The sequence below is a fragment of the Micromonospora sp. M51 genome (assembly GCF_018070305.1).
In the GTDB taxonomy this organism is placed as follows: Bacteria; Actinomycetota; Actinomycetes; order Mycobacteriales; family Micromonosporaceae; genus Micromonospora; species Micromonospora parva.
Map to the genome: position 1 here is coordinate 1 of NZ_JAGPXZ010000588.1, position 4,006 is coordinate 4,006.

4 protein-coding genes are annotated in these 4,006 nt (G+C 71.9%); 1 reads left to right on the plus strand and 3 read right to left on the minus strand.

Features of this window, described 5'->3' with window-relative positions; all coding sequences use genetic code 11:
• The 3 genes from KBX53_RS25040 to KBX53_RS25050 form a co-directional block, all read right to left on the minus strand.
• Positions 1-670, minus strand: a 670-nt coding sequence (locus KBX53_RS25040; RefSeq protein WP_210861971.1) for a DUF58 domain-containing protein, incomplete at its 3' end; no start/stop codon positions are given.
• Positions 667-1,716, minus strand: a complete 1,050-nt coding sequence (locus KBX53_RS25045) for a MoxR family ATPase (RefSeq protein ID WP_030335357.1) — start codon at positions 1,714-1,716, stop codon at positions 667-669. The genes KBX53_RS25040 and KBX53_RS25045, both read right to left, overlap by 4 nt.
• 454 nt (positions 1,717-2,170) lie before the next feature.
• Entirely contained in the window at positions 2,171-2,680 is a 510-nt protein-coding gene (locus KBX53_RS25050) for a hypothetical protein (protein WP_030335359.1), read from the minus strand.
• Positions 2,681-3,065: 385 nt separating this feature from the next.
• Between KBX53_RS25050 and KBX53_RS25055 the strand changes: the two genes are divergently transcribed.
• Complete coding sequence (locus tag KBX53_RS25055) at positions 3,066-4,004, plus strand: endonuclease/exonuclease/phosphatase family protein (RefSeq protein ID WP_030335360.1); 939 nt, start codon at positions 3,066-3,068, stop codon at positions 4,002-4,004.
• Positions 4,005-4,006 lie beyond the last annotated feature (2 nt).

Consider the following 4,006-nt stretch of genomic DNA (forward strand, 5'->3'; position numbering starts at 1 on the left):
CCCAGGGCGCCGCCTCGCCGGGATCGTCGGGCAGACCGTCGAGGAAGTCGGAGACCACCACCACCAGCCCGCGCCGGTTGGCGATCCGGTGCAGCGCGTCGAGGCCGTCCGCCAGGTCGGGCGGTCGGGCCGTGGGGCCACGCCCCGGCCGGTCGGGGGGCGCGGTGACGCGGGGGGCGGCGAGCAGCGCGCGGAGCAGCGCGAGCAGATGGGTACGACCGCTGCGGGCCGGAAACCGGCGTACCCCGTCGGCGCGCAGCACCTGGGCGCCAAGGCGGTTGCCGACACCCGCGGTCAGGAAGCCGACCGCCGCAACGGCGGCCACCGCCAGTTCCCGTTTGTCCAGCTCGGCGGTGCCGAACTCCATGCTGGCGCTGCCGTCGACGAGCAGCCAGGTGGTCAGTTCCCGGTCGGCGTCGACCTGCCGGACGTGCGGCACAGCCGTGCGGGCCGTCACCGCCCAGTCCATCCGGCGGACCTCGTCCTCGCCCGGCCGGTACTCGCGACTGCCGGCGGGCTCACTGCCCGGACCGGGCAGCAGACCGCGGTACTGACCGTGCAGCAGGCCGTTCAGCCGACGCGTGACGGTCAGTTCCAGCCGGCGCAGGCGCTGGTCGGGGGCCAGCTCGGCCAGGCCGGGGTCGGCGGGCGCGGCGGCGGCGCGTCTCATGCCGCCGCCAGGTCCGGTGCCTGCTGCGGGTGCCCGCTGGCCAGCCGGGGCGGTGGCACCGCCTCGACGAGCCGTCGCACCACGCTTTCGGCCGACACCCCGTCGGCCACCGCGTCGAAGGAGAGCACCAGCCGGTGGGCGAGGACGTCGACGGCCAGCTCACGGATGTCCTCGGGCAGCACGTACTCCCGCCCCCGCAGCAGGGCCTGCGCACGGGCGGCCGCGACGAGGCCCAGGGTGGCTCGCGGACTGGCCCCGTACGCCAGCAGCGGGGCGATCTCCGGCAGCCCGAACCGGCCCGGGTCGCGGGTGGCGAGGATCAGCCGCACCACGTACTCGGCCAACGCGTGGTGGACGAAGACCCGCTCGGCGTGGGCCTGCAGGTCCCGCAGCCGTTGCGCGTCGAGCACCTGGCGCGGGCTCGGCCGGTCGGTGCTCATCCGGTAGAGGATGGCCAGCTCGTCGGCGTCGCTGGGGTAGTCGACCACCACCTTCATCAGGAACCGGTCGCGCTGCGCCTCGGGGAGCTGGTAGACCCCCTCGGACTCGATCGGGTTCTGGGTGGCCAGCACCAGGAACGGCTCCGGGACCGGCCAGCTGCGCCCGCCGATCGAGACCTGCCGTTCGGCCATCGCCTCCAGCAGCGCCGACTGGACCTTGGCGGGGGCCCGGTTGATCTCGTCGGCCAGCACCAGGTTGGCCATGATCGGGCCCAGCTCGATGTCGAAGGTTTCCTTGGACGCCCGGTAGATCCGGGTGCCCACGATGTCGGAGGGCACCAGGTCCGGGGTGAACTGGATCCGGGAGAAGGTGCCGCCGACCACTGTCGCGAGGGTCTGCGCGGCCAGTGTCTTGGCCACGCCGGGCACCCCCTCCAGGAGGCAGTGTCCGTTGGCGACCAGGGCGGTGAGCAGGCGTTCGACGAGGCGATCCTGCCCCACGATCACGCGTTTGACCTCGAAGAGGGTCTGTTCCAGCTCGATGCCGGTCGGCTCCGGATCGACCGGGCTGGGCATGCTGGCCAGGGTGTCCGAGATGTCCGTCACGGTGCTTGCTTCCCGGGGACACGGCCGGCAAACGTCGGATTGTGCGGGCCGGACCGGCCCGCAGTGGCCGGAATCGGGATGAGCCGCGCGGAAGGGTGACGACCATCGCGAGGCCGTCGAGGACGGCCTCAACCGGCCCGATCGGCGGCGGAGGCACCGAAGTCGGCAGGCGACCGGCCAGGGAGCGCCGATCGGCGCGAGCGAGGCCAAAGGACGCAGAGCCTCCAGCGCCCGGCCACGGAGAGTCCGACCGGCGAGCCGGTGAAGGACGCCTGCGTGATCCACTCGCGTTCCCGGAAATCGGGGTATCCCGGATCGGCGGACACGCCGACTTCAGGAAACCCGAGTCGATCAATGCCCGGACCGGCTGGCCGAGGCGCATCCGGCGAATCCGCTGAGCGGACAGGGTCCGGCCCCCGACGCCACAGGCGACGGGGGCCGGGTGCCGGTTCGGTCAGGGTGTGTGGGTGAGCAGGGTGAAGCCCAGGTCAGCCGGGGTCCCGGCCGAGTTGCGGGTCTGCACGAAGACCGCGTTGGGCGTGCTCAGCCGCGGAGCCACCGAGATCTCGCCAGCCGGCGGAATGCAGCAGGCGTCGGACCGCGAGATGGTGGCCAGGAAGGCACCGGCCGTGACGGTGTAGCCGAACTGCACCTCGTACTGGCCGGGGCCGTACTTGATGACGGTGCCGGTGCCGCGCGCCTTGGTGCCGTTGGAGTTGACGACGGTGAAGACGTTGGTGGCCACCAGCGTGCTGGCCGCACCCGCCTTCAGCGCGGCCTTGGCCTTGCGGGCCGACTCGGCGGTGACCGGCGGTTGGGCGTTGCTGCCGCGCGCCGCCGGCTGGACGGCCTCCTGCGGCGCCTTCGCCGACGGCTGGGCGATGGCGATGCCCCCGCCGGCCAGGCTGAGGCCCAGGACGGCGAACGTGACCGCCGCCAACTTACGTCGGAAGGATGTACTCATGACAGGTCCCCCTTGTGTGACCGTGCGAATTCGGCCGACCCGCGGGGCGGGACGGATGACTGCCCATAAATAGGAGTACGACGACTGCTGGGCGAGGGAAAGCCAACTCACTGGCACCCTGGTAGATTGATTTCTCGGCAATCTACATCCCATCTGAGCTGCGGATACTACTCAGAGTTGCGTCGTTTGAGCCAGATGGAACGTAGCACCGGAAAAAGCAGACAGTCAATAGTTGATCTCGCTTTTCCGAGGTGTCAACCAGCCGTCAGATAATTGTGAAATGTGAGAGCGTCATCATTCATGAAATGGTTTCTGACGCTCGGCTACGATCATCAGCGTGACCGTCGAGGCTGCACCCGCGCACCGGTTCACCCGGCTTCGCACGGTGCTCTGGTGGCTTGCCGTCGCACCCACAGCGCTCTGGGCGGCCGCCCGGCTGCTCGGCGTGGACCGGGGGCCGTTGGTGCAGGCGCTCGCCTTCACCCCGTACGTCGCGGGCGTCAGCGTGCTGGTCCTGGCCCTCGCGCTCGCCCTACGGCGCTGGTGGCCGGCGGCGCTCGCGGCAGTGGCGGCGGTGGCGCTGCTCGGCACCGTCGCACCGCGGGCGCTGGCCAGCCCGCAGCCGGCGGCGGCCGGGCCGACCGTGCGGCTGCTCACCGCCAACCTGCTCGCCGGCACCGGTGACGCGCGGACGCTCGTGGAGCTGGTCCGGCGACACCAGGTCGACGTGCTCACCGTGCAGGAGTTCACCCCGGACGCGCAGGCCGCCCTGGACCAGCTCGGCCTCGACACGCTGCTGCCGCACCGGCAGCTCAACCCGGAGATCGGCACCGCCGGGTCGGGGCTCTACTCGCGGTGGCCGATCAGCGACGTCGGCGTCCGGCGCAACCTCGAAGGTTGGGGCTTCAGCCAGGCGTACGCGACGGTGTCCGTCCCCGGTGGGCCCCCGGTCCGCGTCGAGTCCGCCCACCCGTCGGCGCCGTACGCCCTGGACCAGGTGGGCGCCTGGCGGGCCGACCTGACCGCCCAACCACCGGCCACTCCGGACGGCGGCCTGCGGATCCTCGCCGGGGATTTCAACGCCACCCTCGACCACAGCCCACTGCGGGCCCTGCTGCGCACCGGTTACGTCGACGCCGCCGACGCCACCGGACAGGGCCTGACCGGCACCTGGGGCCCGTACGACGGCGACCTCATCCCACCCGTCGCCATCGACCACATCCTGGTCGACCACCGGATAGCGGTCCGCTCGGTGCGGGTGCTCGCCCTACCCGGCAGCGACCACCGCCCCGTCCAAGCCACCCTCACCCTCCCCACCCCCTAACC